Origin of the sequence: Microbispora sp. H10949 (assembly GCF_014161435.1) — a bacterium.
In the GTDB taxonomy this organism is placed as follows: domain Bacteria; phylum Actinomycetota; class Actinomycetes; order Streptosporangiales; family Streptosporangiaceae; genus Microbispora; species Microbispora triticiradicis.
Genome location: NZ_JABBWZ010000012.1, coordinates 32,715 through 58,997, shown reverse-complemented (window position 1 = coordinate 58,997; position 26,283 = coordinate 32,715). Strand labels below are relative to the sequence as shown.

Below are 26,283 nucleotides of genomic sequence, written 5' to 3'. Positions count from 1 at the left end.
GTCCAGATCGGCGGCGCGCCCCTCCGGCTCGCTCGGTGTTTCCCGCTTCGCTCGCGTTTTGCTTGTTTTTGGCTACGCGTGCCCGGCGATCCGCGATCTATGCCGTTCGCGGGGTAGGAAGCGGACATGCCCGTGCTGGTGGGGACATCGGGATGGCAGTACGCCGACTGGCGCGACCTCGTCTACGGGGGAGTGCCGCAGCGGCTGTGGCTGGAAAGGTACGGCGAGATCTTCGCCACGGTCGAGAACAACAACGCCTTCTACCGGCTGCCGAAGCGGGAGACGTTCGAGTCGTGGCGGGAGCGCACCCCGCCGGACTTCGTCATGGCGGTCAAGGCCAGCCGTTTCCTCACCCACATCAAGCGGCTGAAGGACCCGGAGGAGCCGGTGGACCGGCTGATGGGCGTGGCCGAGGGCCTCGGCCCCAAGCTGGGGCCCATCCTGCTCCAGTTGCCGCCGACCCTGCAGGCCGACGCCGTACGGCTGCGGGCCTGCCTGGCCCGGTTCCCGTCCTCGGTGCGGGTCGCGGTCGAGCCGCGGCACGCCTCGTGGTGGACGGCCGAGATCCGCGATCTGCTGACGGAGTTCGGGGCCGCCCTCTGCTGGGCCGACCGGCTCGGACGGCCTGCGGGGCCCCTGTGGCGCACCACGAGCTGGGTCTACCTGCGCTTCCACGAGGGCCGGGCCGACCCCTGGCCGACGTACGGGCGGCGCGCGCTGCGCAGCTGGGCCGACCGGCTGGGCGACGTGCCGGACGCCTACGTCTACTTCAACAACGACCCGGGCGGAGCCGCCGTACGCAACGCCGTCACCTTCGCGGAGATCGTGTGCGCGCGGGGGCGGGAGGTGACCAGGGTGCGGCCTCCCGCGGGTCTGGGCGGCGAGGCCCACCGGCTGCAGCCCGCCCCCTCATAGGTGTGTCTCCCGCTGAGGGGGCGGGCCGCCGCCGCCCGGACACGCCGGTCAGGCGTGCCGGTCGTCGGCCGCGTGCCGGCCACCCGCGACCAGCTGGTCCGGCGACGACTGCCGGGGCACGGAGAGGCGGTGCGGTGCGGTGTCCCGCTCGGCCCGGTTCTCGGCCCTGGCTTCGGCCCTGTCGTCGACGCCGTCCCGGTCCCGGTCGACCTTGGGGTAGGCCGCGGTGACCGGAGCCACGCCGTCCCGCTCGGCCTCGGCCTCGGTCTCGGTGGCGGGGGTGGTCGCCGGCGACGACTGGAGGCGGCGCTCCAGCTCGCGCTTCTCGGCCTCCAGGCGGGAGACGCGGTCCCGCTCGGCGAGGCGCGCTTCGCGCACCTTGCGGCGCTTGACGGCCCCGCGGCGCAGGCCGCCGGTGATGAGCATCAGGCCGACGACGAACACGGCGGCGGTCACCACGCCGGCGATGAAGAACTCGAACGGGCTGAGGTTGAAGGTGCGGTCCAGCACCGTGATCGGCATCGTGTTCGCGGTGTCGTTGACCGACACCTCGATCACCGCAGCCGCCGCGATCAGGACCAGAAGCAGGCCCAGTAAGACCATCTGCCGTCACTCCCTGGTGCGGTTTGCGATTCGTGGACGCACTCCGTCTGCCCTCAAAGGCGCGGATCATGTGCTCCCGGTCACAACGGGGCAGCGGTTTGTCAAGCAAAGAACACGCGTTAACACCCTGGTTACAAACGGGCAAAGGTTACGAAATGCCAGAACGGCACTCTCAAGCGTGGCGGACGAACGCCAGGCCGCCTCGCTTCGAAAGGGATCGACGTGACCTACAAGGCCGAGTACATCTGGATCGACGGCACGGAGCCGACCGCGAAGCTCCGTTCCAAGACGAAGGTCCTCGCCGACGGCGCCGAGCCGGGGCTGTGGGGCTTCGACGGGTCCAGCACCAACCAGGCCACCGGTCACTCCTCCGACCTGGTGCTCAAGCCCGTCTTCGTCTGCCCTGACCCGATCCGCGGCGGCGACCACGTTCTGGTCATGTGCGAGGTCCTGCACACCGACATGACCCCGCACGCCACCAACACCCGCGCCGCGCTCGCCGAGGTGGACGAGCGGTTCGCCGCGCAGGAGCCGTGGTTCGGCATCGAGCAGGAGTACACCTTCTTCAAGGAGGGCCGCCCGCTCGGCTTCCCGCTGGGCGGCTTCCCGGCCCCGCAGGGCGGCTACTACTGCGGCGTCGGCGCCGACGAGGTCTTCGGCCGCGACATCGTCGAGCTGCACCTCGACCGCTGCCTCGCCGCCGGCCTGAAGATCTCCGGCATCAACGCCGAGGTCATGCCCGGCCAGTGGGAGTTCCAGGTGGGCCCGGGGGGTCCGCTGGAGGTCGGCGACCACATGTGGGTCGCCCGCTGGCTGCTCTACCGCACCGCCGAGGAGTTCGACGTCGCCGCGACGCTCGACCCCAAGCCGGTCAAGGGCGACTGGAACGGCGCCGGCGCGCACACCAACTTCTCCACCAAGGCCATGCGTGAGGGCTACGAGCCGATCATCACCGCCTGCGAGGCGCTGGCCGACAACGCGGTGGAGCACGTCAAGCACTACGGCCACGGCATCGAGGACCGGCTGACCGGCCACCACGAGACCGCTCCGTGGGACAAGTTCAGCTACGGCGTCTCCGACCGCGGCGCCTCGGTCCGCATCCCGTGGCAGGTCGAGGTCGACAAGTGCGGGTACATCGAGGACCGGCGCCCCAACGCCAACGTCGACCCCTACCTGGTCACCCGTCTGATCACCGACACCTGCTGCTCGGCCCTGGAGAAGGCCGGCCAGGTCTGATCCGGCGTCTCACCGCGTCTCTTCGTACGGCTCCCGGGTCACCCGGGGGCCGTACGCGTTTCCCGGGGAAGGCACGCGAAGGTCACGTCCGGTACGCCTGACCCGCCTAGCGTCCCGGACATGACCATGATCCGCAGATCCGCCGTCGTCGTCCTGTCCGTCCTCGCCGCCGGTACGGTGGCCGCTGTGTCACACCAGCCGGAACCCGCCGCCGCCGGGCGGGAGCGTCAGCCCGTCGTCATCGGGCACCGGGGCGCCAGCGCCCTGCGGCCCGAGCACACGCTGCTGTCGTACGAGACGGCCATCGCGCTCGGGGCCGACTACATCGAGCCCGACCTCGTCTCCACCAGGGACCACGTCCTGGTGGCCCGGCACGAGAACGAGATCTCGGGGACCACCGACGTGGAGAACCATCCCGAGTTCGCCGCCCGCCGGACCACCAAGACCATCGACGGCGTGCCGGTCACCGGCTGGTTCACCGAGGACTTCACGCTGGCCGAACTGCGTACGCTGCGGGCCACCGAGCGCATCCCCGACCTGCGCCCGGACAACGCGGCCCTGGACGGCCTGGCCCAGATCCCGACCTTCGACGAGGTCGTGGAGCTGGCGCGGCGGCGCGGTGTGGGCGTGTACCCGGAGACCAAGCACCCCTCCTACTTCGACTCCATCGGGCTGTCGCTGGAGGAGCCGCTGCTGGAGGTGCTCGGCCGGCACGGCTGGCGTGACCGGCGCGACCCGGTGTTCATCCAGTCGTTCGAGACGGCCAACCTGCGCGAGCTGAGCGGAAAGACCCGCCTGCCGCTGATCCAGCTGGTCAACGGGTCCGGCGCGCCGTACGACCGGGTGGCGGCGGGTGACCCGCTGACCTACGACGGGATGGTGACGCCCGCCGGTCTCAAGGAGATCGCGACGTACGCCGACGGGATCGGCGCGGCGACCTCTCGGGTGGTGCCCACGGGCCCCGACGGGCGCCTGCTCGCGCCGACGACGCTCGTGCGCGACGCCCACCGGGCGGGCCTGGACGTGCACGTGTGGACGGTCCGCGACGAGAACTCCCAGCTTCCGGCCGACTTCCGGCTCGGGGACCCGGCGAACCCGGCGTACGCGCGGACGACCGGCGACGTGACGGGCTGGCTGTCGCGCCTGCTCGACCTCGGCGTCGACGGCGTCTTCGCCGACAACCCCGGCACGGCCCGCGCCGTCCTCGCCGCCCGCACCCGCCACTAGACACCCAAGCGGGAAACACCGAGCGATCCGGAGGGGCGCGCCGCCGGTCTGGACTGAGGAGCGAGGAACGAGCGACGAAGGCTGTGCCCTGGCGCGCCTCCGGCACGACCGGGCGGGTGTGAGCGCCCCGATGGTGAGCGGGAAACACGGCCCAGATGTCCTAAGTTGACAATGATTTTCATTTGCGGGACAGTTGAGTGGGATGCCTCCCCTGATACGCCGACTTGAGGATCTCTCGTGCTCTCGCCGCTTGCTCGAACCCTGTCGTCCGCCGCGCTGCTCGTCCTGTTCGCCGCGGGGTGCGGCGGCGCGGAGCCTGAGACCCCCGACGACCCGTCGCTGCCGCTGAAGGTGGTCGCGACCACCACCCAGGTCGCGGACTTCGCCCGCAACCTGGGCGGTGACCGGGTCACCGTCCACCAGCTGCTCCGGCCGAACGTCGATCCGCACGACTACGAGCCGTCGCCCGCCGACATGCAGGCCATCGCGGAGGCCGACGTGCTCGTGAAGAACGGCGTGGGCCTGGAGAAGTGGCTCGACGACACGGTCCGGGCCGCCGGCTTCGACGGCCGGGTGGTCGACGCCTCGCAGGGCGTGCCGGTTCGCGGGGGCGACGGCGAGGAGGGCGCGGGCGATCCGCACATCTGGCACAACCCGCTGAACGTCAAGACGATGGCCGCCACGATCGGCAAGGCGTTCGCCGCCGCCGACCCGGCCGACGCCGCGGCGTACCAGGCCAACCTGGCGGAATACGACGCGAAGCTGGACGCGCTCGACGCCGAGATCGCCAGGAAGATCGGCTCGATCCCGGCCGACCGGCGCAAGCTGGTGACGAACCACGACGCCTTCGGCTACTACCTCGACCGTTACAAGCTGACCTTCGTCGGGTCGATCATCCCGAGCTTCGACACCTCCGCCGAACTGTCGGCCAAGCAGGTGTCCGATCTCGTCGCCGAGATCAGGGCGACCGGGACGGTCGCGATCTTCTCGGAGGCGTCGCTGCCGCCCAAGACCGCCGAAGCGATCGGCCGCGAGGCCGGGGTGACGGTCGTGGCGGGCGAGGACGCGTTGTACGGCGACTCGCTCGGCCCCGAGGGGTCGGCCGGTGCGACCTATCTCCAGATGGAGGAGCACAATACCGACACCATCGTCAACGCGTTGAGGGGGACGTCCACATGAGTGAGCGCGCGCCGACCCTGGTGATCGACCGGGCGAGCGTGGCCTACGGCGACGTCCCCGTGCTGGAGGAACTGGACGGCGTCGTCCACGAGGGCGAGGCCGTGGCGCTGATCGGCCCGAACGGCGCGGGCAAGTCGACGCTGATCAAGGCGTTGCTCGGGCTGGTTCCGGTCGTACGCGGCCGGATCGAGGTGCTGGGCACGACCCCGGCGCAGGCCCGCCGCGACGTCGCGTACGTGCCGCAGGCCGACACGCTCGACCCCGACTTCCCGGTGTCGGTCGAGCAGGTGGTGATGATGGGCCGCTACCGCCGGATCGGCTGGCTGCGCCGTCCGTCCGCCGCCGACCGGGCCGAGGTGGCCGGGGCCCTGGAGCGGGTCGGGCTGGCCGCGCGGGCCCGTGACCGGTTCGGCACGCTGTCGGGCGGGCAGCGCCAGCGGGTGCTGCTGGCCCGGGCCATCGCCGCCGGACCCCGGATGCTGCTGCTCGACGAGCCGTTCAACGGTGTCGACGCGGTCAGCCAGCACGCGCTGCTGGAGGCGATCGGCTCGCTCAAGGAGCAGGGCGCCTCGGTCGTCGTCAGCACCCACGACCTCGCCATCGCGCACCTGGCGTGCGACGAGGTGTGCCTGCTCAACCGGCACCAGTTCGGCTTCGGCCCGACCGGCGACGTGCTGACGCCCGAGCGGCTGCGCGCGACGTACGGCGGGCACGCGCTCGAACTACGCGGCGACCGCGTGATCGTGACCCAGACGTGAGGGCGGCGCGATCATGATCTTCTTCGAGCCGTTCCAGCTTCCGTTCATGGCGCGGGCGCTGGCCGAGCTGGTCGTCCTCGGCGCGCTCGCGGGCACCGTCGGAGTGCTGGTGCTGCTGCGCCGCCTGGCCTTCGTCAGCGACACCCTGACGCACACCGTCTTCCCCGGGGTGGTCATCGGCCATCTCATGGCGGGTGACGGCGGCGTCTTCTGGGGCGCGCTCGCCGCCGGGGTCGTCACCGCGGTCCTGCTCACTCTGCTCACCGCCCGCCGCAGGGTGAGCGAGGACGCCGCGCTCGCCGTGCTGCTGACCACGCTGTTCGCGGTCGGCGTCGTGCTGGTGTCACGGCAGACGGGGTTCACCTCCGACCTCACCGCGTTCCTGTTCGGCCGGGTGCTCACCGTCACCGAGGAGCAACTGGCGCAGACCGCCGTCGTGACGGTGCTGGTCGTGGCGCTGCTGGCGGTGCTGCGGCGGCCGCTGCTGCTGCGGGCCTTCGACCCCGTGGGCGCCCGCGCGGCGGGGGTCCGCGTCGGCCTGCTCGACCTCGTGATGAACGTCGCGGTCGCCCTGGTCGTCGTGGCCGCCGTCAAGGCGGTCGGCACGATCCTCGTGATCGCGCTGCTGGTCGTGCCGGCCGCGGCGGCCCGCAGCCTGTCGGACCGGCTCGTGGTGATCGTGCCGCTCGCCGCGCTCCTCGGCGCCGCCGCCGGATGGCTCGGGCTGGTCGCGAGCTACGAGGCGTCGATCGGTTACGGCCTCCGGCTCGCCTCCGGGGCGACCGTGGTGCTCGTCCTGGTCGGGTTGTACGGCCTGGCCCACGCCGCCGCGTTCGCCCGCCGGCGTGCGGGGCTCGGCCGGGCCCGCCGCCGCACCGCGCCGGACGACCTCGATGTCCTGGAGGCGGCGTGAGCTGGCTCGACTCCACGGTTCACCGGGCCCTCGTCGAGGCGGTCCTGGTCGGCGTGCTCGGCGGGGTGACCGGGGTGTTCGTCGTCGCCCGGCGGCTGCCGTTCTTCACGATGGCCCTCACCCACGCGACGTTCCCGGGCATCGTGGTCGCGGCCATGCTGGGGGTGAACCTCTATCTCGGCGGGGGACTCTTCGGGCTGCTGGTTGTCGCCGCAGTGCTGGTCTTCAGCCGGGGCCGCGGGCAGGACTTCACCACGGCGACCGGCATCGCCCTGTCGGGCGGCTTCGCCCTGGGGGTCGTGCTGGTGTCGTCGCAGGACGGGTTCACCCGCGACCTCGCGGCGTACACGGTGGGCGACGTCCTCGCGGTGAGCACGGGCGACCTCGCGGCGACCGCCGCCGTCACGGTCGGCGTGCTGCTCCTGCTGGCCCTGGTCGGCAAGGAACTGCTGCTGGCGTCCTTCGACCCGGTGGGCGCCGCGGCGCTCGGGCTGCCCACCGTGCTGCTCGACTTCGCCCTGCTGGCGGTCGTCGAGGTGACCGTCGTCGCCAGCGTGCCCGCCCTGGGGACGATCCTCGCCGTCGCGTTGATCGTCGGCCCGGCCGCGACCGCACGCCTGCTCAGCGACAGGATCGCGCTGCTGTTCCCGATCGCCGCTGCGATCGGGGTCGCCTGCGCGCTGGCGGGCGTGTGGGTCTCCACCGTGTGGAACGTCGCGACCGGGGCGTCGATCGCCCTGCTCGTCGGCCTGGTGTTCGGGACGGTCTTCCTCGCCACCGCCGTACGCGGCCGGACGAGACGGGCCGTGCCGGTCAGGGCGTGAGCAGGACCTTGATGGCGCCGTCCTCCTTCTTCTGGAAGATCTCGTAGCCGTGTGGGGCCTGGTCGAGCGGCAGGCGGTGGGTCGCCAGGTCCTCGACCCCCAGCGGGTCGCCGTCGCCGGTCACGAGCGGCATGAGGTCGTCGATCCACCGCTTGACGTGGGCCTGGCCCATCCGCAGCGCGATCCCCTTGTCGAACATCCGCAGCATCGGCAGGGGATCGGTCATCCCGCCGTACACGCCGCTGATGGAGATCGTGCCGCCGCGCCGCACGGTCTCGATGGCGTCCTGGAGGGCGGCGAGCCGGTCGAGGCCGGCGCGGGTCATCATGGCGGCGGCCGCCTTGTCGGGCAGCATCCCGGTGACCGTCTGGGCGAACTTGCCGACGGTGTAGCCGTGCGCCTCCATGCCGACTGCGTCGATGGCCGAGTCGGTGCCCCGGCCGCCGGTCATCGACCGGACCACCTCGGGCACGTTGTCGGTGTCGCCCACGTCGATCACCTCGATGCCGTGCCTGCGGGCCATCTCCAGACGCTCGGGCACGAGGTCCACGGCGATCACCCGGTAGCCGCGGTGGCGGGCGATGCGGGCGGACATCTGCCCGATCGGGCCGAGGCCGAAGACCGTGACGCTGCCGCCGTCGGGGATCTCCGCCCACTCGACCGCCTGCCACGAGGTGGGCAGCACGTCGGAGAGGTAGACGAACCTCTCGTCCGGCGGCCCCTCCGGCACCTTGATCGGCCCGAAGTGGGCCTGCGGCACGCGGAGATACTCCGCCTGGCCGCCGGGCACCTCGCCGTACAGCTTGGTGTAGCCGAACAGCGCGGCGCCGGTGTCGTACTCGCGGACCTGGGTGGTCTCGCACTGGGCGAACAGCGCCCGGTCGCACATGTAGCAGTGGCCGCACGAGATGTTGAACGGGATCACGACGCGGTCACCGGGGGCGATGTGGGTGACCTCCGCGCCGACCTCCTCCACGATCCCCATCGGCTCGTGGCCGAGGATGTCGCCCTCTCCTATGAACGGGCCGAGCACCTCGTACAGGTGGAGGTCGGAGCCGCAGATGGCGGTCGTGGTGACCCGGATGATCGCGTCGGTTGGTTCCTTGATCGCCGGGTCCGGTACCTCCTCCACCCGAACGTCGCGCTTGCCGTGCCAGGTGAGTGCCTTCATGGTTTCCCCTTCCAGAAGGGCCTGGGTGTCACGATCGTTCCCGTATGCCCGAGTTATGGAAGAGGAAACGGCTCAGAGGTGGAGCACGCTGCCCTGCTCGTCCACGTGGTCGGCGCCCTCGTCGTCGAACCACACGCCGCCCGTCGCGAGGTAGCGGAACCGGTGCGCGCCGGGCGGGAGGATCACCGACACGGTACGGGTGCCGTTCCTGCGCCGCAGCAGTTCGTGGCGGCCGGGCAGCCAGTCGTTGAAGTCGCCGACCACGCTGACCGTCCCCAGGGGCTGGTCGACGGGCAGCGTGAAGGTCACCCGGGTCTTCGGACCGAACAGCCTGTTGCGCTTCAGCATGCGTCTCCTCCCATCCAATGCGATGACGCATATCTTCGCGTATCGCACCTAAAGGAAGAAACCAGTACAGGAAGGACGTAACACAATATTCACGGCTTTTTCAGGGAATTCGGCCGACCCCACAGAGGAACCAGGTGGGCAGGTTGCGCCGGGCCTGCAGGGCAAGCGGATTCTCGTCGTCGGGCCGCCAGTCGTCCAGCGGGACGAGGCCGGGATCGAGGACTTCGCAGCCGTCGAACAGTTCCTGGATCTGGTCGCGGCTCCGCAGGGTGACGCCCGCGTCCGAACCCCGGTAGACGGCCGCCCCCTCCCGGGCCGCGCCGCCCCGCTCCTCGTCCGTGACGTGGGACAGCACGAGGTGACTCCCGGGGACGACGGCGTCCCGCAGCCTGGCTACGAGCTGGGCCGGCTTGTCGGCCTCGGACAGGAAGTGCACCACGGCCACGAGCAGGATCGCGACCGGCTGCGACAGGTCGATCAGCGACCGCAGCCCGGGATCGGCGAGGATCTCCTCGGGCCGCCGCAGGTCGCCCCGCACCGTGACGGTGGAGCCGGCGCCGGACAGCAGGGCCCTGGCGTGCGCGAGCACGACCGGGTCGTGGTCCACGTACGCCACCCGCACGGAGGGATCCAGTTCGTGGGCCACCTCGTGGACGCCGCCCTGGGCGGGCAGCCCGGTGCCGATGTCCACGAACTGCCGGATGCCGACCTCGGTCACCAGGTGGCGTACGGCGCGGCGCAGGAAGGCGCGGTTGCGGCGGGCCAGCATGCGGGCCTCGGGCGCGACCCGCAGGACCCGCTCCGCCGCCTCCCGGTCGGCCGCGTAGTTGTTCTTCCCGCCGAGGAAGTAGTCGTACATGCGGGCGGGGTTGGGGACGCTCGCGTCGATGCCCGGCGGCGGCGCGTCATCGGCCACGTGTCGTCTCCCTGACCGGCGGTAGCGAAGGTGACTCGCAGCGATCATAAAGGCCGCCCGGGGAAAACCCAACGCCCGTACGGCCTAGGACCATCGTCCGATGTCGCCGGGGGTTCGGGCCGATCTATAACGGACCTGCTCAGTTGTTCGCGGAGGGGAGACAGCCGCATGTACGCGGTCCGACTGCACGCCTTCGGCCCTGCCGGCAACCTCGTCTACGAGGAGGTCGCCGATCCCGAGCCCGGTCCCGGCCAGGTCCGCGTCGCCGTACGGGCGGCCGGGGTCCACCTGGTCGACACCGTGCTCCGGGCCGGGAAGTACGGCGGGGGCCCGATCCCGGTGCCCGACCTGCCGACGATCCCGGGCCGGGAGGTCGCCGGGATCGTCGACGCGGCCGGGCCGGAGACCGACCCCGCCCTGGTCGGCAGGCGGGTGGTCGCCCACCTGGGCATGGCCCCCGGCGGCTACGCCGAACTGGCCGTACGGGACGCGGCCGCGATCCACGAGATCCCGGACGGCCTGGGCTTCGGCGAGGCGGTGGCCATGATCGGCACCGGCCGGACCACCATGGGGATCCTCGACGTGGCGGAGATCCGGGCGGACGACGTCGTCCTCGTGACGGCGGCGGCGGGCGGCGTCGGTGCCCTCCTCGTCCAGGCGGCGGTGCGGGCCGGCGCCACCGTCGTCGGGCTGGCCGGCGGCGCGGCGAAGACGCACCGGGTGCTCGGCCTGGGCGCCGCCCACGCCGTGGACTACACCGCTCCCGGCTGGCCCGAGGCGGTCCGGGCCGCCCTCGGCGACCAGGAGGTGACGCTGGCGCTGGACGGCGTCGGCGGGGACCTCGGCCGGCAGACCCTGGAACTGCTCGGCGTCGGCGGCAGGCTCGTGCTGTTCGGCTGGGCCGACGCGGCGGGCGGGCCGACCAGGCTGACCACCGAGGACCTCTACGCCCGCGGCATCACCGCGTCCGTGGCCGTCGGCCCGCGGGTGCTGAAGCGGCCGGGCGGCCTGCGGGGCCTGGAGGAGCGGGCGCTCGCCGCCGCCGCGTCGGGCGCGCTGACGCCGCTGGTGCAGAGCTTCCCGCTCAAGGACGCCGCCGCCGCGCACACGGCGCTGGAGACCCGCGCCACCGTCGGCAAGGTGGTCCTGGTCCCCTGAAAGCGCCGTGCGCTCACGCGGGAGACGATCAGGCGAAGGCTTTCGCCGCCGTCACTTGGCGGCGCGGTCGATGAGACCGCGCAACTGCGTCGCCTCCTTCGACTCGCCGATCCTGCCGAGCTTGGGCGCGAGCCCCTTGGCGATGGACTTGAGCCGCCAGGCGGGAAGGATCACCGCCGCGTTGTACAACGCCGTGAGGGTGGTGGAGTCCGAAGGCACCTCCATCTGATCTTTCGCGAAAGTGAGCAGTTCGCCGGCGAGATAGCGCTGGGTCTCGATCGTGACGCCGCTCGTCGAATTCACGAAGAAGTCGACGAGCAGCGGCGTCACAGTGGCCCTGTCCGCCACATTCTGGAGCGCGAACGCGCAGTACGAGGCGAGGATGTTGTTCAGGTACCGCGCGGTCAGGGCATCGGTGTCCTTGGCGGCGTCCAGCGCTTTCAGGTGCATCTGCACCGGAGCGATCGTCAGCGCGCGCAGATTGACCGGTGTCTCGCTCGGCTCCAAGCCGGGGGGCGTGCTGGTCGCCAGGTGGCCGAACGCGTAGAAGCACTCGACCATCGTCGCCTTCGACTCGTGGCCGGTGTTGATGCGCACGTACTTGCCCTCGACGCCGCCGACGCTCGGGATCTGGCCGGAGTACGAGGTCCGCAGGAACGAGAAGCTGAGGCGCTGATCGATGAGGACGAGCTTCTTGAAAAGCTCGTCGGTGTCGACGGCGGGCGTCCTGCGCATGAGCAGCGGGATGCCGTCCACGTACGACGTCCCCTGACTGAAGTCCGATCGTTCGATGGGCCAGCAGAACTCGTCCACGAACTTGGCGTTCCGGGCGGCGCTGCGCATCAGCGCCAGCTCGTCGCGGTGCCCGTGCCTGAGCATGTGCACCACGAGCTGCGACTCATCGTGTCCCGCGAGGCCGAGATCCAGGTCTTGCAGCAGCGCCTCGGCCCGTGCGTACGCGGACTCGAGGTTGTCCTTCGCCGACAGCATCGTGAGGTTGCCGGCGGCCACCTTGCCGGTGCCGAGCGAGGCGTACTTCTGGAAGCTCTTGCACAGGAAGACCTCCAGCGCGCCGGCGGCGACGGCGTCCTTGAGGCCGTCGAGCACGATCTCGATCTGGGTCTTGCCGCCCGGCTTGGGCGCGACCTCGATGGTGGTGTCGATGATCAGCGCGAACGGCGACTCGCCCTTCTTGTGCGTCTTCACCCTCTGCAGGACGTCGGTCACGAGTTTCTCGGGGGACGGCGCGAAGGCGGGCGTGCTCGGGTTCAGCGCCGCCACCAGGACGTCCTTGTGGGGGGTCGCCTTCTCGCCCTTCTTGAGCTTGCCGAGCAGGAACGTGATCTCGTAGTAGTCGATCGCCTCGGTGGACCGCGCGACCTCCTCCTGGTCCCGCCACGACAGCGCGATGTACAGCGCGGTCGCGAGCGCGTCCATGCCGCTCGTGGTGAGGCAACTGTCGACCTGGATCTTGTCGCCCTCGACCAGCGTCGCGATGCTCGGCGCCCGCTCCAGCAGGATCTCCCGCATCGTCTTCCGGTAGTCGGTCCAGTTGTAGTACTTGCCCACGGCGACGACGACGGCGATCTCGTCCATCATCAGGTCGACCGCGCGCATCGCCACCGTGGGGTTGTCCACGTTCTCCACGACGATGTCGAGGAGCCGGTTGAGGGACCCGATGGCGTTGGCGGTCAGCGCGTCGTAGCGGTCGGGGCCGAGCTTGTCGGTGAGGCCGAGCACGAGGTGCTCGACCATCGCGCAGACCGGCGCGATCACACCCTTCCCGCGTGCGATCTCCTGCAGCCGGGAGAACAGGCTGGAGGTGATGAGCTGCACGAGGTCGGCCTGCGTGTCGACTGTGAAGTCAGGCTTGGGAGCGGGCTTGTCCCTGTCCACGAGCTCGTAGAGCTGGTACGCCGACGGCGTGGCGCCGAGTTCGTAGAGAACCTGGCTCCACAGGTGCCCGGAGTGCTTGCCGGTGCCGCTCAGCACGCTGATGCCCGAACTCCCGATGAGCGGTTTGATCGAGAGATCGGCGCACACCTTCGGAGGCAGCACCATCTCGAGCCTGCGCAGCACGCGCGGGCTGTTCACCAGGATGTCGTCCTTGCCGATTTTCCCGCTCATCTGCAGCTTGTCTACGAAGAGGTTCACCTTGTCCCGGAAGTTCGTGCGCCAGTAGAGGGCCGCGCGGGAGTTCTGGGCCGACAGGTTACCCAGCTCCGCGCGCTGGCTCGGCGCGGCGCGGAAGCCGATCTGGTCGACGAGGTGTTCCTGCGTCGTCCCCTTCACCTTCACCGTCTTGCCGATTTCGGTGCGGCGCTGCGTGGAGTACGCGGACCCACCGCCGGCGATGGAGTCGAGGAGCTTCAGCGCGTCTCGCAGGTGGCTCATGGACGTGGCGTCGCGGGCGTCGTCGACACGCTGCGCGAGCTTGACCAGGTCGACGGTGACCTTGTCCGGGGCCTTGCCTCCCGGGGCGAGGTCGAGCGCGTCGAGCGTCTGCCAGTCGCGGCCCTTCTCGGGGAGCTTCCTGGGCTTGTCCGGCGGCAGGAGGTCGAGCGTGTAGACCAGGTCGTCGCCGTGCGGGTCGTCGTGCCGCGGCACCGGCTGCTCCTTCGGCGCCTCCTGCACCAGATGGGCGAGACGGACCGCGGCGGTCGCCTTCATGAACGCGCGGGCGACGTCGCCCATGAGCTGTGCGGCGATGAGCCGGGACATCGCGCTGCGCTCGTTCGCGGAGCGCTGGGCCAGGGTCTTGGCCATGAGCCGTATGGACCCGAGCACTCCGGGGTTCGCGTCCTCTCCCAGCTCCTTGGCCACCGCCTTGGCGGTGTCCTCGCCGGGCTTGGTGACGAACGCCTGCCAGGCCTTCGGTAACGCCGCTTCCGTGGACGACTCGCTCGACATGCTCGACATGGTTCCTCCTGGATCTCATGCATGCGGACGTACGTATGACTGAAGCGGCGTCGCTCATGCTCGACCCTGGACCGGTCCACGTCAATGGCTCCGGCTTCTGAATCCGTAACTGCCTCAGGCCACGAGGACGGGGTGGGGGAGCACCGAGTTGTGGCAGTAGCCGAGGGCGTTCCAGGGGGTGGCGTCCGGCTGGGAGCGGCCGTGCTCGTCGGTGGCGCGCACACGTACGACGTGCGCTCCCGGGGTGGGATCCCAGGTGAAGCGCCACCGGGTCCAGACACCGGGGAGATCCGGCCCGTCGAGGCCGGCCGGCCGCCAGGGGCCGTCGTCGATCCGGTAGTCGACCGCCGCCACCCGGTCCTCCCCGGCGTACGCCCGGCCGCGGACCAGGCGCGGGCCGGGCCGCAGCCGGGCCGGCCAGGGCAGTTCGACCAGGCTCGCGACGGGGGTGGAGGTGATGGGCACGGCGCTCTCGCCGGGAGTCACGAGCACGTAGTCGTCGGTGTTCCACGCCACGTGCAGGGGGTGGTCGGACACCTCGATCCGGCCCACCCACTTGACGCTGGCGGCGCCGAGCCAGCCCGAGACCACCACGCGGGCGGGGAAGCCGTGGTCCGGCGGCAGGATCTCGCCGTTCATGGCGAGCGCGAGCAGGGTGTCGGGGGCCAGTGCCTTGGCGAGGGGCATCGGACGGCGTGCGCGGCCCTCGTCGAGCCCTTCGGGCATGACCTCGACCGCGGTGCCGGTGAGCCCGGCGGGTTCGAGCAGGTCGCGCAGCGGGACGCCGGTCCACTCGGCGGTGCCGATCGCGCCGCGGCCCCACTGGACCCCGTCGAAGCGGCGCCCGCACTCGGCGGCGAACAGGGCGCGCCGGTTGCCGGCGCACTCCAGCGTACGGACGACCGACACGAGCGGGAACCGGTGCCACAGGTCGTCGTAGGTGTAGTCGACGGCTCGCCGCACGCCGGCGCCCTCGACGCGCAGCGTCCAGATGCGGGGGTCGAGGCGGGGGGTCGGCGCGTGACTGCGGACGAAGAACCGGTCGTTCGGGGTGAGCAGGCCGGGCAGGCGGTCGGGCCGGGTGCCGTAGTCGAGGCCGGTGCCCGCGTCCTCCATCAGGGCGGCGGGAGTCGGTTTCACCACCGCCGTGCCGGGGACGCCGCATGCCCGCATCCGCGCCTCCTCACACTGTCGGCGGCCCGGTGCGGACGGCGGGCGTCAGCCCAGGTCGCCCGCCCGCCGGGCCTGGCGCTCGGCCCAGGACGCGAGGCGCGACCAGCGCCGGGCCGCGGCCATGCGGCTCGCGACGCGGGCGTGGTCCGCCGCGCGGTGCAGCTCGGTGACCCGCTCGGTGGCCAGGGAGTAGTCGTAGAACATCATTGCCGCCCCAACGCCGTTGTAACTGTCTTTATTTTCTTAGGCAGTTACCAAGGTAACGCAAAGCCGGTAACTGGTCAAGGCGATTTGGACGGTTACGTACGCTGGACGCATCGCGTCTCGTACGCGCGGAGCACGCAGTCCAGCAGGCCGGGGAAGAGGGCGTCGAGGTCCTCCCGGCGCAGGCGGTTCATCTTGGCGGTGCCGCGGTAGACCTGCCTGATCACCCCTGCCTCGCGCAGGACCCGGAAGTGGTGGGTGCTGGTCGACTTGCTGACCGCGAGGTCGATCGCCGAGCAGGACGACTCGCCTGCGCCCGCGAGGTAGTGCACCACCTGGAGGCGGGCGGGATCGGACAACGCGTGCAGCACGCCTTCGAGCCGGATCTCGGCCCGGTCCGGATGGTCGAGCGTCCGGAGTTGAGGGGTGGTGGACGGCATCGGCGGCTCCCTTCGCGAACCCCTCATTGTACGAGGACCATCGTAGTTTGACAGATAGCGTACTACGACGGTTATCGTACTAGTGTCCCGACGACGAGAGGAGCGCGGCCGTGAGCGCGTTGTTCGAGCCCCTGACCCTGCGCGACCTGACCATCCCGAACCGTGCCTGGATGTCGCCGATGTGCCAGTACTCCGCGGCGGTGGAGGGGCCGGAGCAGGGCGTGCCCACCGACTGGCATCTCACCCACCTCGGGTCGAGGGCGGTGGGCGGGGCCGGCCTGATCATGACCGAGGCCACCGCCGTGGCCCCGGAGGGCCGGATCAGCCCCGCCGACCTGGGGCTGTGGAACGAACGGCAGCAGGAGGCGTTCGGCCGCGTCACCCGGTTTCTGACCGAGCACGGCGCGGTGCCCGGCGTCCAGCTCGCCCACGCCGGCCGCAAGGCGTCGACGGACCGGCCGTGGCGCGGCGGCGCGCCGGTCGGCCCGGAGGGGCACGGCTGGCGGCCGGTCGGGCCCGGCCCAATCCCGTTCGACGAGGGCCACCCGGTGCCCCACGAGCTGGACGAGGCGGACATCCGGCGGCTCGTCGGCGCCTTCGCGGCGGCGGCGCGCCGGGCGCTCGCGGCGGGCTTCAAGGTGGTGGAGGTTCACGGCGCCCACGGCTACCTGATCCACCAGTTCCTGTCGCCGTTCACCAACCACCGCACCGACGCGTACGGCGGCTCCTTCGAGAACCGCGTCCGCTTCGCCCTGGAGGTGGTCGACGCGGTGCGCGCGGAGTGGCCCGAGGAGCTCCCGGTGTTGTTCCGCGTCTCGGCGACCGACTGGCTCAGCGAGAACCCCGAGGACCCCCGCGAGGGCTGGACGGCGGACGACACCGTGCGGCTGGCCAAGGAACTGCTCTCCCACGGCGTCGACCTGCTGGACGTGTCGTCCGGCGGCAACGCGCCGCGGGCGCGCATCGCGACCGGTCCCGGCTACCAGGTGCCGTTCGCGGCCCGGGTGCGCGAGGAGACCGACCTGCGCGTCTCGGCCGTCGGGCTCGTCACCGAGCCGCGCCAGGCGGAGGAGATCGTCGCCTCCGGGCGGGCCGACGCGGTGATGCTCGGCCGTGAGCTGCTGCGCGACCCCTACTGGCCGAACCGCGCGGCCCGGGAGCTGGGCGCCGCCGGCCGATGGCCCCACCAGTACCACCGGGCCGTCTGAGCGGCCCGTCTGGGCGGCCCGTCTGACCTGGACGGACGTGGGTAGGGGTCGCGTATGGCAGAGATCGGTTTCACACTCATGTCCGAGCAGAGCCCGGCGAAGGAGCTGGTGGAGGACGCGGTCACGGCCGAGCGGGCCGGTTTCGACTACGCCGTCATCTCCGACCACTACTTCCCCTGGCTGGACGAGATGGGGCACTCCCCGTACGCCTGGTCGGTGCTCGGCGCGGTGGCGCAGGCCACCGAACGGCTGCCGCTGATGACGTACGTCACCTGCCCGATCATGCGGTACCACCCGGCGGTGGTGGCCCAGAAGGCGGCCACGGTCGGGGTGCTCAGCGACGGGCGGTTCACGCTCGGGCTCGGGGCGGGCGAGAACCTGAACGAGCACGTCGTGGGGCACGGGTGGCCGCCGGTCAACACCCGGCACGAGATGTTCCGGGAAGCCATCGAGGTCATCAGGGAGCTGTTCCAGGGTGGCTACCGCAACTACCGGGGCGAGTACTTCGACATCGACTCCGCCCGGGTCTTCGATCTGCCGGAGCGCCCGGTGCCCATCGCGATCGCGGCGTCCGGCGGCCAGTCCGCGGACATCGCGGCCGAGCTCGGCGACGGCCTCATCGCGACCGACCCGGACGGCTCGCTGGTGGAGAAGTTCGCCGCGTCGGGCGGCGAGGGCAAGCCGGTGTACGGCCAGCTCGCCGTCTGCTACGACCCCGACCGGGACGCCGCCGTCGAGCGGGCGCATCGGATGTGGCGCTGGGCGGTGACCGGCTGGAAGGTCATGTCCGAGCTGCCCGCCCCGGTCAACTTCGCCGCCGCGACCGAGACCGTACGGCCCGAGGACGTGGCCGAGAAGGTGCCCTGCGGCGCCGACGTGGACGCCGTGGTCGAGGCGGTGCGGCAGTACACCGACGCCGGGTTCACCCACCTCGCGCTCGTCCAGGTGGGCCGGGAGCGCCAGCGGGAGTTCTTCGAGTGGTCGGAGAAGGAGCTGCTCCCCGCACTGCGCTCGCTCTGATGGGCTCGCTCTGACGGCTCAGAATTAGAGAGTTGCTCTAGAGAGTTTCTCTAATTAGAGTCGCTCCCATGACGCGTACGGCTGTGGTCACCGGGGGTTCCCGCGGGATCGGGCAGGCGGTCGCGGCCCGCCTCGCCGAGGAGGGGTACCGGGTCGTGATCGTCGCCCGCGATCCCGTACGGGGAGAGGCGGCGCGGGCGGCCCTGCCGGGCGACGCCGTGCTGGTCGTCGCCGACCTGGGCGAGGCGGCGTCGGTGCGGGAGGCGGCCCGCGCCCTGCTGGACGCCTGCCCGCGCCTCGACGTGCTGGTGCACAACGCGGGCGTCTGGCCGGCCCGCCGCGAGATCACCGCGGACGGCATCGAGCGCGCGTTCGCGGTCAACCACTTCGCGCCGTTCCTGCTCAACCACCTGCTGGAGGATCGGCTGCGTGAGAGCGGCACGCGGGTGGTCCAGGTCAGCGCGGGCCTGTACGTCAAGGGCCGGGCGGAGCCGGGCCGGACCGCGACCGGGCTGGACTTCCACCCCATCCGCACGTACGCGGACACCAAGCTGTGCAACCTCATGATGGTGCCGCTGTTCGCCCGGCGGTGGCAGGATGCCGGGGTGACGATCGACGCGGTCCACCCGGGCGTGATCCGGACCGACCTCGGGGCCAGGGGCGGCCCGCTCGGGCTGGTGCTGAAGGCGGTCAAGCGCACCTGGGACACTCCCGAGGCCGGCGCGCGGCCCGTCGTGCGCCTCGCCCTCGACGCCTCCGGCGGCACCGGCCGCTACTTCGAGATCGACGAGGAGACCCCGCTCGCCCCCGTCGCGCGGGACGCCGCGCTCGCGGAGGCGCTGTGGAGCCAGGCCGCGGCCCTCACCAGGACGGCGTGACCCGGCAGCGGCGCGGCGAGGAGACGGCGCGGCGGCTGCTCGACACCGCCCTCGCCGTGTACGCCGACGACGGCCCGCAGGGTTTCACGATGCGGGCGGTCACCGGGCGCGGCGGGATCAGCGTCGGCAGCCTCTACCACCACTTCGGCAGCTTCCCCGGCCTCGCGACCGCGCTCTACTCCGCGTGCCTGGCCGATCTGCTCGACGCGCTGGTCGAGGCCGTGGAGGGGGTGGACGACCCCCGCGCGGGGGTGCGCGCGATCGTCGTCGCCTACCTCGGCTTCGTACGGGAGCACCCGGCCAAGGCGAGGTTCATCCACGCCTCGCCGTACCTCGGGCACGTGGAGCCCGGCGCGGCGGCCGCCGCGAAGACGCCGCGCCTGGACGCGCTGGTGGCGTGGCTGCGCCCGCACGTCGCGTCGGGGGCGATCGCCGGCCTGCCCGTGCCGGTGATCGAGATACTGCTGATCGGCCCGGTGGCCGAGGTCACGCGCCGGTGGATCGCCGGTGCGCCGGAGGCGGACCTCGACGAGGCCGCCCGGCTGCTGCCCGAGCCCATCTGGCAGTCCCTGCGCCGCCACCCGCCCGCCTCCTGAGCCGGGCCGCCGGCGCCGCCGCCGGTCCTACTGCGCGGCGATCCGGTCGGAGTCTCTGTCCGAGGAGTCCGGTGAGGAGTCCGGTGAGGTGCCCGCTGAGGAGGCCGCCGTACGCGTCCAGGGCAGCGGCGGCAGGCCGCAGCGCACGCGCAGGACCATCCAGAAGGCCGGGGCGAGCAGCAGCACGGCGAGCAGGGCCCAGACGGTCTGCGCGTTGCCGACGCCGAACATCTTCAGCGCCGAGGCGAGCAGCACGAAGGCCAGGGCGCGGCGGATCAGGCCGCCGGGGGCGCGGGAGGAGATGCGCGAGCCGAGGTAGACGCCGGGGATCGAGCCCGCCAGCAGCGCGACCGTGACCGACAGCGTGAACTCGCCGAACAGCAGGTGGCCGAGCGCGGCCGACATGACCAGCGGCACGGCCTGGACCAGGTCGGTCCCGACGAGCTGGTTGGCCTTCAGCGCGGGGTAGAGCGCGAGCAGGGCCACGATGATCAGGGAGCCCGAGCCGACCGAGGTGATGCCGACGACGAGCCCGCCGACGGCCCCCACCAGCGCGGTCGGCAGCGGCCGTACGGTGACCGAGGGCATCTCGGTCGCGGCCGGCTCGCCGGGGGCGGCGGTGCGGCGGCCGGTCTCGGGGGTGCGGCCCTCGGCGCGGTCGCGCATCGCGAGGTAGCCGCGGACGGCCAGGCCGGCCGCGGCGATGAGCAGCGCGATGCCGAGGCCCTTCTGGATCACGCTCTGCACGCCCTCGCCGGTGCCGAGGGCGCGGGCGATGAGCACGCCGCAGAACGCCGCCGGGACCGAGCCCGCGCACAGCCAGGCGACGAGCCTCAGGTTGACCGTGCCCCGGCGCAGGTGCACGAGGCTGCCCACCGGCTTCATCACGGCGGCGGCGACGAGATCGCTGGAGACGGCGGCGAGGGGCGGCACGCCGAAGAACGTCACGAGCATGGGCGTCATGAGGGCGCCCCCGCCCATCCCCGTCAGGCCGACGACGACGGCGACCAGAAAGGAGCCGATCGCCATGGTGTAGTCGAAATGCACCAGCGAACCCTACCAAATCGATCGGAATTATGGAAAGCCCTGTTCATCAGGCCGGGTCCCCTCGCGGCCCTTCCCGCCCCCGCCCCGCCGATGTCCGCGGGGTCGGATATTTACCGCTGAACCGGTTTGTCGGCGGCCGCCCGGGTGCCGGTGACGGAGCGTTGACGCGGCGGTCGTCAAGCGACTAGCGTTGCGTGGCCTTATCCGGTTAAGCGACGGGAGTGACCGTGGTGGAGAGACCGGGGACGCGGCGATGACCGTGCTCGCGGTGGACATCGGCGGCACGAAGTTCGCCGCCGCGGCGGTCGCGCCCGACGGCGAGATGCTGGCCCGCACCGAGGTGCCGCTGCGCGGCCCGGAGTCGGCCGGCCGGACGCTCTCGGAGGTCGTGCGCCGGATCACCGAGCGGGTGGCGCCCGACCGCCTAGACGGAATCGGGGTCGGCTCCGCCGGTCCGCTCGACCCCCGCCGCGGCACGGTCAGTCCGGTGAACATCCCCGCCTGGCGTGATTTCCCGCTGGTCGACGCGCTCGGTGAGACACTGCCCGGCCGTCCCGTACGGCTCGCGGGCGACGCCCAGTGCATGGCGCTCGGCGAGTGGTGGCGCGGGCTCACCGGCCCCATTCCCGACGGGCCCACCGGGCGGAGCCGGGCGATGCTCGGCATGGTCGTGTCCACCGGCGTGGGCGGCGGTCTCGTGCTGGACGGCGTGCCGTACGTCGGCCCGACCGGCAACGCCGGCCACATCGGCCACATCACCGTCGATCCCGGCGGCGAGCCGTGCCCCTGCGGCGGCGTCGGATGCGTCGAGACCATCGCCAGCGGGCCCGGCATGGTGCGCTGGGCCGCCGCGAACGGCTGGACCGGCGCGGACGCCCGCGCTCTGGCCGCCGACGCCCGCGCCGGTCATCCCACCGCCGTCCGCGCCTTCGAGCGCGCGGGCGGCGCGCTGGCCACCGCCGTCCTCACGGCGTCCGCCCTGTTCGATCTCGACGACGTCGTCATCGGAGGGGGCGTGGCCGCGGCGGGACCGATCCTGTTCGACCCGCTCAGGCGGGCGATCGGGCGGAACACCGGGCTCGGCTTCCTGCGCCGCCTGCGGGTGGAGCCGACCTCACTGGGCCGCGACGCCGGGCTGTTCGGCGCCGCCGCCCTGGTCCTGCTCCAGGGCGTTCCTTAGCCCATCCCGTGGCCAAGGGGCGTGGATCGAGCCGACAGGGCCGAAGGTAGTCTGACAAAGACGACGGATCCGAGGATCGAGGGCCATGAGGAGAACGCACGGGTGAGAGGCGCCACCGGCTCCGCGAACGCGGGAGCCGCGCGGGCGACGCCCGGCGACATGGCGGCGCTGCTGGACGGCAGCGACGAGGGAATCGTGTTGTGCGACGCAGATGGCGTCGTGCTGCTGGCCAACGCGGCGGCGGCCCGGCTGGCGCCGGAGATCGTCCCGGGCAGGCCGGTTCCCCCACAGCTGGACCAGGCCGGATCGAACACGGTGACGTACGGCGGCCGGGTGATCCGGGTGCGGACGGAGGCGGCCGGCGACCACCGTGCTCTCTACCTGAGCGAGGCGCCGCCCCTGCCGCGCCGCGCCGAGTTCCTGCTTGAGGCCGCGCGCCGCCTGTTCGCGTCGCTCCACCCACGCCGATGCGCCCGCGCCGCCGTGGATCTGGGCACCGAGTTCCTGTGCGACCTGGCGGTCGTGGTGCTGCCGCCCGCCACCAACCGCCGGGTCGAGTGGATCCGGGCCGTCGCCGGGCACCCCGGACCGGAGGAGGGCGTCATGCCGCTCTCGACGGCGCTGCGGGTGCCGGGCCTGACCGACGCGCTCGCGGGCCTGACGCACGGCTCGGGCGGGCGGCAGGACGCGGGCGCCGCGCCGGACTGGCTGCTGCCGGAGGGGTTCGGCCCGGCCGGTGACCTGCTGGTCTTCCCGCTGCCCGGCAACGGCGTCCCCGCGGGGGCGATGGCGCTGGTCCGCCGCGCCGGTCGGCCTCCGTTCGACGACGAGGCCCTGGCGATGGTGCGCGACCTCGCGTCCCGGGCGGGCGCGGCGCTCTCGGCGGCCTCGCTGTTCCGGGAGCAGAGCGCGGTGAACGCCATCCTGATCGACGACCTGCTGCCGCCCGACCTGCCGGAGGTCGAGGGCATGCGCCTCGCCGGGAGGCTCCGGTCCTCCCAGCAGGCCGGCGCCGTGGGCGGCGACTTCTACGACGTCTACATGTCCGAGACCGGCGCCGGTCACGACAGCGGGATCGGCATCCTGGAACGTCCGCCTCTGATCATCCTGGGCGACGTCTGCGGTAAGGGCGCCCGCGCGGCCGTACTGGCCGGGCAGGTCAGGCAGAGCCTGCGCGCGCTGCTGCTGCTGGAAAGCCGCCCGGTCCAGCTGCTCGAACTGCTGAACCGGTCGCTGCTCGCCTCGCCGGCGCCGAACTCCTACGTCACGCTGGTCCTCGCGGCGCTCCGGGTCGCCCCCGACGAGCACGTGCTGGTGGATCTGGCCGTGGCGGGCCATCCGCCGCCGCTGGTGCTGCGCCGGGACGGCACGGTGGAGGAGGCGCCCGCCCGCGGCTCCCTCCTCGGCGCGCTGAAGAAGACCGTGGTGCGGCCGGCCACGGTCGACCTGGCTCCCGGCGAGGTGTGCCTGCTGTACAGCGACGGCATCACCGAGGCCTTCGGCGGGCCGACCAGGCGGGAGATGTTCGGCGAGGAACGGCTCAAGGAGGCCCTGGCGAGCTGTGCCGGCATGCCGGTCGACGCGCTGGTGGAGCGGCTGGAGCAGATCAGCAGTGAGTGGCTCGCGGGCGGCCAGCAGGACGACCGCGCCCTCCTCGCCGTACGGGCGGGCGGGTACGACCCGGCGACCGGTTCGGCGACGGGTGCCATGCCGGGTGCCAAGACCGTGTGGGCGGAGACGACGTGATGACCCAGGCAGGGATGACGGGCGGACCGGCGGGCACCGGCGCCGGGACCTCGGTGGAGCGCTACCTGAAACTGATCGGCGAGGCCGACGAGTACGGCGCGGTCGATCTCGTCCTGGACCTGATCGACGAGGGCGTCCCCGCCGAGGACGTGCTGCTGCGGGTCGTCGCCGCAGGCCAGCGCAGGGTGGGTGAGCTGTGGGCGGCCGGCGACTGGTCGGTGGCCCGCGAGCACGGGGCCACCGCGGTCAGCGAGCGGGCCGTCGCGGCGATCGCCGGGCGGGTGCGGCCCAGACCGACGCGTGGCCGGGTGACGGTGGCCTGCGCCGACGGGGAGTATCACGCGCTGCCCACCCGCATGCTGGCCGAGGTGCTGCGGCTGCGGGGATGGCGGGTCGACTTCCTGGGGGCGAGCGTGCCGGGCCCGCACCTGATCACGCACCTGCACCAGACGGGCCCCGACGTGGTGGCGCTCGGCTGCATGATCGCGACCCGGCTGCCCCGGGCGCACGCCACCATCGCCGCCTGCCGCGCTGTGGGCGTCCCGGTGCTGGCGGGCGGGGCCGCCTTCGGCGCCGACGGCCGCTTCGCACGCCTGCTGGGTGCGGACGCGTGGGCGCCCACCGCCGACGCGGCGGCCGACCGGCTCGCCGCCGGGCTGCCGTCGTTCGCCGCCGGCAGTGACGGGGCGGTCCACCTGGGCGACGAGGAGTACGGATACCTGACCCGGCACCGCGCCGAGGTGCTGGTCAGGGTGCTGGACCTGCTCAGCGAGTCGTACGCCCCGATGGGCGGATACAGCGAGCGGCAGCTTGAGCACACCGCGGAGGACCTCGGGCACATCGCCGACTTCCTCGCGGCCGCGCTCTACGTCCACGACACGAGCCTGTTCACCGACTTCGTCACATGGACCTGCGAGGTGCTCTCGGCCCGGAAGGTGCCCGCCGAGTCGGTGGTGCTCGGGCTGCGGCTCTTCCGGGATGTGCTGGCCGACTGCCCGCGCGCCCGCGCCCTGCTGGCCGAGGGCATGGAGGCGGCGGCCGCCTCCCGCCCGTCCGGCGGCTCGCCCTCACGGGTAACGTGAGGAAAAGGACTCAGCTGAAGGGGGCGTGACGTGGGAAGACCCCGGCGGCTCCCCCCTCGGCCGGTGGACGTGCGATGGTGAGCGCCCCGGCGGCGGGCTTCACGAGCGAGATCGTCCGCTATCTGCGACAGATCGAGGAGGCCGACGAGTCCGGCGCCGTCGACCTGGTCTTCGGGATGCTCGACGAGGGCGTTTCCGCGCAGGACGTGCTGCTGCGGGTGATCGGTCCGGCCCAGCGCCGGGTCGGCCGGCTCTGGGCGGTCAACCGGTGGACCGTGGCCCAGGAGCACGCGGCGTCCGCGGTCAGCGAGCGGGTCGTCGCCGCCGTCGCCCACAGGGTGAGCCCGCCCCCCACCCGCGGGCGGATCGTGGTCGCCTGCGCGGAGAGGGAGAATCACGCGCTGCCCACCCGCCTCCTGGCCGAGGTGCTGCGCCTGCACGGATGGCGGGCCGACTTCCTCGGCGCCAACGTGCCCGCACCCCATCTGGTCGAATGGATCGGGCAGGCCGGCCCCGAACTGGTCGCGCTCGGCTGCACGCTGCCCGTGTGGCTGCCTCGCGCGCACCGGGCCGTCGGCGCCTGCCGGATGGCCGGCGTCCCTGTCCTGGTGGGAGGGGCCGCGTTCGGCGCCGACGACCGGATCGCCCGTCTGCTCGGCGCGGACGCCTGGGCCCCGGCCGCCGACATCGCGGCCGACCTGCTCGACACCGGGCCGCTGCCGCTCGCCGGGGAGAACGGCGCCGAGTTGCCGCCCGACGGCGAGTACGCCTGCCTCGCCCGGCGCCGGGGCGAGCTGCTGCCGCGGGCGCTGGACCTGCTTGTCGCCTCCTACCCGCCCATGCGGGACTACGACCCGTGGCAGATGGAGCAGATAAGGGAGGATCTCGGGTACGTCGCCGACTTCCTCGGCGCCGCGCTGTATCTCGGCGACGTGTCGGTTTTCACGGACTTCGTCACCTGGGCCTGCATGGTGCTGGCCGCGCGCGGAGTGCCGAGCGAGTCCGTCGTGCTCGGATTGGCCGTCCTGCGCGGTGAGCTGACAGACTGCCCTCGAACCCGGGCGTTCCTCGCCGAGGGCATGAGAGTGGCGGGCGCGGCCCATGGCGCCCCCGATCACCCCGAACCCGAAGAGACGAGCCCCTGATGCAGGACACGCCGCCGTTACTGGTCGAGTACGTCACCCCCGAGCCAGGCACCGCGCGCCTTGTGCTGACCGGCGAGCTCGACTACACCACCGTGGACGAGGCGGCCGAAGAGGCGGACAAGGTGCTCGCGGACAACCCGCGGGTGATCGAGCTCGACCTGGCCGGGCTGAGGTTCGTCGACTCCTCCGGCATCGCCGTCGTGATGAACCTCTACCGGGGAGCCGAGGAACGCGGGGCGGCCTTCCGGATCGTCGCGCTGACCGCCTACCTGCGCCATCTGCTGCGGGTCATCGCCCTCGACGACGTCTTCGACCTGCCCGACTGAACCGCCGCCTGAGACAATGGGCCCGTGAGCAGGCGTGCGTCGCCGTCCGGGTCGAGGGGATCGTGCAGGGG

General features: G+C 72.3%; 26 protein-coding genes. 17 read left to right on the top strand and 9 right to left on the bottom strand.

Features of this window, described 5'->3' with window-relative positions:
• Positions 1–126 precede the first annotated feature (126 nt).
• Positions 127–915: a DUF72 domain-containing protein gene (locus tag HHX40_RS28450; RefSeq protein ID WP_111697349.1), complete on the top strand. Its 789-nt coding sequence runs from the start codon at positions 127–129 to the stop codon at positions 913–915.
• 48 nt (positions 916–963) lie between these two features.
• Here the strand turns inward: HHX40_RS28450 and HHX40_RS28445 are convergent, their stop codons facing one another.
• Positions 964–1,518 (bottom strand): hypothetical protein, encoded by a 555-nt coding sequence (locus tag HHX40_RS28445; RefSeq protein WP_182883041.1) that lies wholly within the window; start codon positions 1,516–1,518, stop codon positions 964–966.
• Between the two features lie 222 nt (positions 1,519–1,740).
• Between HHX40_RS28445 and glnII the strand changes: the two genes are divergently transcribed.
• The 6 genes from glnII to HHX40_RS28415 all read left to right on the top strand — a co-directional run bounded on the left by glnII (position 1,741) and on the right by HHX40_RS28415 (position 7,655).
• A complete protein-coding gene (gene glnII, locus HHX40_RS28440) occupies positions 1,741–2,754 on the top strand; it encodes a glutamine synthetase (protein ID WP_182883040.1) in 1,014 nt (337 codons plus the stop codon).
• A gap of 120 nt (positions 2,755–2,874) precedes the next feature.
• Positions 2,875–3,981 (top strand): glycerophosphodiester phosphodiesterase, encoded by a 1,107-nt coding sequence (locus tag HHX40_RS28435; RefSeq protein ID WP_259404005.1) that lies wholly within the window; start codon positions 2,875–2,877, stop codon positions 3,979–3,981.
• Positions 3,982–4,218: 237 nt separating this feature from the next.
• Positions 4,219–5,160 carry a metal ABC transporter substrate-binding protein gene (locus HHX40_RS28430; protein ID WP_182883039.1) on the top strand — a complete coding sequence of 314 codons (942 nt, stop codon included), beginning with the start codon at positions 4,219–4,221 and terminating at the stop codon, positions 5,158–5,160.
• Entirely contained in the window at positions 5,157–5,918 is a 762-nt protein-coding gene (locus tag HHX40_RS28425) for a metal ABC transporter ATP-binding protein (protein ID WP_111697344.1), read from the top strand. Before HHX40_RS28430 ends, HHX40_RS28425 begins: the two co-directional genes overlap by 4 nt.
• Before the next feature lie 13 nt (positions 5,919–5,931).
• The gene (locus HHX40_RS28420) at positions 5,932–6,831 is read left to right on the top strand and encodes a metal ABC transporter permease (RefSeq protein ID WP_182883038.1); all 900 of its coding nucleotides are present in this window, start codon (positions 5,932–5,934) and stop codon (positions 6,829–6,831) included.
• Positions 6,828–7,655 (top strand): metal ABC transporter permease, encoded by an 828-nt coding sequence (locus HHX40_RS28415; protein WP_182877589.1) that lies wholly within the window; start codon positions 6,828–6,830, stop codon positions 7,653–7,655. The genes HHX40_RS28420 and HHX40_RS28415 overlap by 4 nt, the downstream gene beginning before the upstream one ends.
• Here the strand turns inward: HHX40_RS28415 and HHX40_RS28410 are convergent.
• The 3 genes from HHX40_RS28410 to HHX40_RS28400 all read right to left on the bottom strand — a co-directional run bounded on the left by HHX40_RS28410 (position 7,645) and on the right by HHX40_RS28400 (position 10,090).
• Entirely contained in the window at positions 7,645–8,826 is a 1,182-nt protein-coding gene (locus tag HHX40_RS28410; RefSeq protein WP_182883037.1) for a zinc-dependent alcohol dehydrogenase, read from the bottom strand. The genes HHX40_RS28415 and HHX40_RS28410 overlap by 11 nt on opposite strands.
• A 72-nt stretch (positions 8,827–8,898) precedes the next feature.
• Entirely contained in the window at positions 8,899–9,174 is a 276-nt protein-coding gene (locus tag HHX40_RS28405) for an isoamylase early set domain-containing protein (protein WP_111697340.1), read from the bottom strand.
• Between the two features lie 100 nt (positions 9,175–9,274).
• Positions 9,275–10,090, bottom strand: a complete 816-nt coding sequence (locus tag HHX40_RS28400; RefSeq protein ID WP_310738332.1) for an SAM-dependent methyltransferase — start codon at positions 10,088–10,090, stop codon at positions 9,275–9,277.
• Positions 10,091–10,258: 168 nt separating this feature from the next.
• Here HHX40_RS28400 and HHX40_RS28395 point away from each other — a divergent pair, with 168 nt between their 5' ends.
• Positions 10,259–11,248, top strand: coding sequence for a zinc-binding dehydrogenase (locus HHX40_RS28395; RefSeq protein ID WP_182883035.1), 990 nt, complete (start codon positions 10,259–10,261; stop codon positions 11,246–11,248).
• 51 nt (positions 11,249–11,299) lie between these two features.
• Here the strand turns inward: HHX40_RS28395 and HHX40_RS28390 are convergent, their stop codons facing one another.
• The 4 genes from HHX40_RS28390 to HHX40_RS28375 all read right to left on the bottom strand — a co-directional run bounded on the left by HHX40_RS28390 (position 11,300) and on the right by HHX40_RS28375 (position 15,984).
• On the bottom strand, positions 11,300–14,167 hold the full coding sequence (locus HHX40_RS28390; RefSeq protein WP_182883034.1) for a hypothetical protein: 2,868 nt from the start codon (positions 14,165–14,167) through the stop codon (positions 11,300–11,302).
• A gap of 114 nt (positions 14,168–14,281) precedes the next feature.
• The gene (locus tag HHX40_RS28385; RefSeq protein ID WP_182883033.1) at positions 14,282–15,340 is read right to left on the bottom strand and encodes a sulfite oxidase; all 1,059 of its coding nucleotides are present in this window, start codon (positions 15,338–15,340) and stop codon (positions 14,282–14,284) included.
• Between the two features lie 45 nt (positions 15,341–15,385).
• On the bottom strand, positions 15,386–15,547 hold the full coding sequence (locus HHX40_RS28380) for a hypothetical protein (protein WP_165900421.1): 162 nt from the start codon (positions 15,545–15,547) through the stop codon (positions 15,386–15,388).
• A 92-nt stretch (positions 15,548–15,639) separates the two neighbouring features.
• Entirely contained in the window at positions 15,640–15,984 is a 345-nt protein-coding gene (locus tag HHX40_RS28375) for an ArsR/SmtB family transcription factor (protein WP_182883032.1), read from the bottom strand.
• A gap of 110 nt (positions 15,985–16,094) precedes the next feature.
• Here HHX40_RS28375 and HHX40_RS28370 point away from each other — a divergent pair, with 110 nt between their 5' ends.
• The 4 genes from HHX40_RS28370 (at position 16,095) to HHX40_RS28355 (ending at position 19,686) form a co-directional block, all read left to right on the top strand.
• Complete coding sequence (locus HHX40_RS28370) at positions 16,095–17,192, top strand: NADH:flavin oxidoreductase/NADH oxidase (RefSeq protein ID WP_182883031.1); 1,098 nt, start codon at positions 16,095–16,097, stop codon at positions 17,190–17,192.
• A gap of 54 nt (positions 17,193–17,246) precedes the next feature.
• On the top strand, positions 17,247–18,212 hold the full coding sequence (locus tag HHX40_RS28365) for an LLM class F420-dependent oxidoreductase (RefSeq protein WP_111697333.1): 966 nt from the start codon (positions 17,247–17,249) through the stop codon (positions 18,210–18,212).
• A 68-nt stretch (positions 18,213–18,280) separates the two neighbouring features.
• Positions 18,281–19,090, top strand: coding sequence for an SDR family NAD(P)-dependent oxidoreductase (locus HHX40_RS28360; protein ID WP_182883030.1), 810 nt, complete (start codon positions 18,281–18,283; stop codon positions 19,088–19,090).
• Complete coding sequence (locus tag HHX40_RS28355; protein ID WP_182883029.1) at positions 19,087–19,686, top strand: TetR/AcrR family transcriptional regulator; 600 nt, start codon at positions 19,087–19,089, stop codon at positions 19,684–19,686. Before HHX40_RS28360 ends, HHX40_RS28355 begins: the two co-directional genes overlap by 4 nt.
• A 27-nt stretch (positions 19,687–19,713) precedes the next feature.
• Here the strand turns inward: HHX40_RS28355 and HHX40_RS28350 are convergent, their stop codons facing one another.
• Positions 19,714–20,715: a sulfite exporter TauE/SafE family protein gene (locus tag HHX40_RS28350; RefSeq protein WP_182883202.1), complete on the bottom strand. Its 1,002-nt coding sequence runs from the start codon at positions 20,713–20,715 to the stop codon at positions 19,714–19,716.
• A gap of 271 nt (positions 20,716–20,986) precedes the next feature.
• On the opposite strand from HHX40_RS28350, the gene HHX40_RS28345 reads away from it, so the two are divergent.
• The 5 genes from HHX40_RS28345 to HHX40_RS28325 all read left to right on the top strand — a co-directional run bounded on the left by HHX40_RS28345 (position 20,987) and on the right by HHX40_RS28325 (position 26,212).
• Entirely contained in the window at positions 20,987–21,913 is a 927-nt protein-coding gene (locus HHX40_RS28345) for an ROK family protein (RefSeq protein ID WP_182883028.1), read from the top strand.
• Between the two features lie 102 nt (positions 21,914–22,015).
• Positions 22,016–23,659 (top strand): PP2C family protein-serine/threonine phosphatase, encoded by a 1,644-nt coding sequence (locus HHX40_RS37945; protein ID WP_182883027.1) that lies wholly within the window; start codon positions 22,016–22,018, stop codon positions 23,657–23,659.
• Positions 23,659–24,741, top strand: coding sequence for a cobalamin B12-binding domain-containing protein (locus tag HHX40_RS28335; protein WP_259404017.1), 1,083 nt, complete (start codon positions 23,659–23,661; stop codon positions 24,739–24,741). The genes HHX40_RS37945 and HHX40_RS28335 overlap by 1 nt, the downstream gene beginning before the upstream one ends.
• Positions 24,742–24,815: 74 nt before the next feature.
• Positions 24,816–25,886, top strand: coding sequence for a cobalamin B12-binding domain-containing protein (locus HHX40_RS28330; RefSeq protein WP_182883026.1), 1,071 nt, complete (start codon positions 24,816–24,818; stop codon positions 25,884–25,886).
• The gene (locus HHX40_RS28325; protein ID WP_182883025.1) at positions 25,886–26,212 is read left to right on the top strand and encodes an STAS domain-containing protein; all 327 of its coding nucleotides are present in this window, start codon (positions 25,886–25,888) and stop codon (positions 26,210–26,212) included. Before HHX40_RS28330 ends, HHX40_RS28325 begins: the two co-directional genes overlap by 1 nt.
• Positions 26,213–26,283: the final 71 nt, after the last annotated feature.